Source organism: Streptomyces sp. NPDC059477 (assembly GCF_042749375.1).
Classification (GTDB): Bacteria; Actinomycetota; Actinomycetes; order Streptomycetales; family Streptomycetaceae; genus Streptomyces.
Map to the genome: position 1 here is coordinate 1 of NZ_JBHYUG010000185.1, position 3,182 is coordinate 3,182.

At 72.2% G+C, this 3,182-nt stretch carries 3 protein-coding genes; 1 reads left to right on the forward strand and 2 read right to left on the reverse strand.

The genetic code is table 11. The annotated features are described in order from the left end of the window. Nucleotides 1–178: 178 nt before the first annotated feature. Nucleotides 179–940 (reverse strand): GntR family transcriptional regulator, encoded by a 762-nt coding sequence (locus ACFXAZ_RS39430; RefSeq protein ID WP_384601878.1) that lies wholly within the window; start codon nt 938–940, stop codon nt 179–181. A 294-nt stretch (nt 941–1,234) separates the two neighbouring features. Then, nucleotides 1,235–2,119, reverse strand: a complete 885-nt coding sequence (locus tag ACFXAZ_RS39435; protein ID WP_384601882.1) for an RNA polymerase sigma-70 factor — start codon at nt 2,117–2,119, stop codon at nt 1,235–1,237. A 123-nt stretch (nt 2,120–2,242) separates the two neighbouring features. Between ACFXAZ_RS39435 and ACFXAZ_RS39440 the strand changes: the two genes are divergently transcribed. Then, on the forward strand, nt 2,243–3,091 hold the full coding sequence (locus tag ACFXAZ_RS39440; RefSeq protein WP_384601884.1) for an alpha/beta fold hydrolase: 849 nt from the start codon (nt 2,243–2,245) through the stop codon (nt 3,089–3,091). Nucleotides 3,092–3,182 lie beyond the last annotated feature (91 nt).

Consider the following 3,182-nt stretch of genomic DNA (forward strand, 5'->3'; position numbering starts at 1 on the left):
AAGAGCCAGCCCCGGGGAATGCTCCCCGGGGCGCGTGCTGATTCGGTACCTCACACGGCTCTTGTCCGGTGCTTCAGGCGGTGTCGTCCGTTCCGCCCCAGCGTCCGGAGGTGTGCGGCCGGGCCCCTGGTCCCAGCCGCTGCCTCCGTTCCGTTCTTGAGCCGCTCACAGGAAGCCCTCAGGAAGCCCTCCGCTCGGGCCCCTGATGGATCTCCACGCCTCCCGAGTCCCCGAAGGTCAGCCGGCAGGTGTCCGCGCGGTACGTGGCCACGGAGAGCGCGGCCGTGCGGCCGTCGGCGTGGTAGCGGGTGGTGACGACCAGGACCGGCGCGCCGGGGAGGCGGTCGAGTGCCTTGGCGTCGTCCGCGCCGGCCGAGCCCAGCTCCACCGCGCTCTCGCCGCCCTCCAGCTCCAGGCGCTGCAACTCGCGCAGCACCGCACGCGCGCGTGCCGCCCCCGAGGGGGCGTCTATGGCGCTCAGCTCGGGCACCGAGGACCGTGGGATGTAGAGCAGCTCGGCGGCGACGGGCTGGCCGTGCGTCATCCGCGTACGGCGCACGATGTGCACCGGCTCCGCGCGGTCGGTCTCCAGGGCCTCGGCGACGGTCGCGGGCGGCTCGGCGAGCGTGCAGTCGGCGCTCTGCCAGGCGTCCTCCCCCGCGCCCGGCCAGGTGTGCTGCTCGGTGCCGACGTCCACGCCCATGCGCGGCGGCGCCACCGTCGTGCCGACCCCGCGGCGACGCTGGAGCCTGCCTTCGAGTTCGAGCTGTTCGAGTGCCTGCCGCAGGGTCGCGCGGGCGACACCGAAGCGGGCGGCGAGGTCGCGCTCATTGGGCAGGATCTCGCCCACCGCGAACTCGGAGTCCAGTGCCTCGGTGAGCACTGTTCGTAGATGCCAGTATTTCGGTTCCGGTACCGATTCCAGCTGCGTGGTCCCCACCCTGTCCTCCGCAATCGCCGTGATCCGGCAGCGTTTTAAGCGCCCTTGTTTATTAAAGGTTGTTGCACTAAGAGCGACCATAAGGCTGCCTTAACCCTTGGTCAATACCAATCCTCCGTCCCCCGCGTGCCGTGGGCGGCTCCCGCAGCGGAGCGTTCATGACGCGTTCGCAAAGGGTCGCATTCGTGACGTAGCAGCAAAGTCCCCGTCGTGGGACGGGGACGCCGCGGCCGGCCACAGATTCGGGCAAACGTCCGTCAGGAAACCTACCTAGTCGGGATGGCGTAGGCGAACTCAGACGTCGGCCACCGACCGGAGTTTGTCCGGATTACGGATGACGTAGACGGCCTGGATCCGCCCGCCCGCGATGTCCAGCTGGAAGACCGCGTCGGGCTTGCCATCTGAGAGGACGAGCAGAGCGGGCCCGGCGTTCAGTTCCACCGACCGGAAAGTCAGGCCCGGAATGCTCTGCCGACCAGCGCTGACAAGGAAGCGGCCGACCTTGTCGGCGCTCTCCAGGACGCGTAGCGGCGCCTTCGCCTTGCCGCCGCTGTCGCCGACGAGCCGGACATCCGGCGCGAGCAGCTCCATCAGGCCGTCGAGATCACCCTCTGTGGCTGCGGCCAGAAATCGCTCGGTCAGCTCACGGCGCCGGACCGGGTCGACCTCGTAGCGCGGCCGGCGCTCCTCGACATGTCTGCGGGCCCGCCCGGCGAGCTGGCGCACGGCGGGCTCGCCGCGGTCGAGCATCACCGCGATCTCCGCGTAGGGGAAGCCGAACGCCTCGCGCAGCACGAACACCGCCCGCTCCAGTGGCGAGAGCGACTCCAGCACGACGAGGACGGCCAGGGACACGGTGTCGGCGAGCACGGCCCGTTCGGCGCTGTCCGGGGCGCTCTCCCCGAAGTGGGTGGCGTACGGCTCCGGCAGCCAGGGTCCGACGTAGGCCTCGTCGCGGGCGCGGATCTGGTTGAGCCGGTCGATGGCCAGCCGGGTGACGATCCGTACGAGGTAGGCGCGCGGCTCGCGCACCTCCGCGCGGTCGGCGGCCGACCAGCGCAGCCAGGCGTCCTGGACGGCGTCCTCCGCGTCGGTCACCCGCCCGAGCATGCGGTAGGCCACGCCGAACAGGACGGGGCGGTGCCGCTCGAAGAGATCGGTCGCGATGTCGGTGGTCACCGTTCCATCCCATCCCGGCCCGCCGGGCCGTGTCCAGACGATATCGACGTGGGCTACCTGTGAGTAGTAGTTGCTGACAAGCTGTCCACCGAGTGTTCGTCAGCGACCCGCCGAGGAGCAGACATGGCCTCCGACACCGCCCCGGCCTCCATGGTCTCCTTCGAGGTCCCCACCCCGCGCGGATCTCGCGGCGCGAGCGTCGCCTACGCGCGCGTGGGCGCGGGCGAGCCGCTGCTCCTGTTGCACGGCATCGGGCATCACCGGCAGGCGTGGGACCCGGTGGTGCACATCCTCGCGACCGAGCGGGACGTCATCGCGGTGGACCTCCCCGGCTTCGGCGCCTCCCCCTCCCTGCCGGAGGGGCTCCCCCACGACCTGCCCACCACCGGTGCGGTCCTGGGCGCGCTGTGCGAGGCGCTGGGGCTGGACCGGCCCCATGTCGCGGGCAACTCCCTGGGCGGGCTGCTCGCCCTGGAGCTGGCCCGCGAGAAGCTGGTCCGCTCGGCGACCGTCATCTCCCCGGCGGGGTTCTGGACCCAGGCGGAGCGGCGCTACGCCTTCACCGTGTTGCGGACCATGCGGCACACCGCGCGGCGGCTGCCCGAGCCCATGGTGCGGCGGATGGCCCGTACGGCGGCCGGACGCACCGCGCTCACCAGCACGATCTACGCCCGCCCGGCCCGGCGCTCACCGGACGCGGTGGTCGCCGAGACGCTCGCCCTGGCGCACGCCACGGGGTTCACCGAAACCCTGCGGGCCGGTACGGCCGTCCGGTTCACCGACGACGTCACGGGGGTCCCGGTCACCGTCGCCTGGGGCACCCGGGACCGCCTCCTGCCGCGCCGCCAGGGCGTCCGCGCCAAGCGGACCATCCCCCACGCCCGCCTGATCCGGCTGCCCGGCTGCGGCCACGTGCCGATGAACGACGACCCCGCGCTCGTGGCCCGCGTGATCCTGGACACCAGCCGCTGACCGCTGCGCGGGGCTGTCCGGCGCCGCTGCGCTCCGCGGGTCGGGTCGGGTCGGGTCGGGTCGGGTCGGGTCGGGTCGGGTCGGGTCGGGT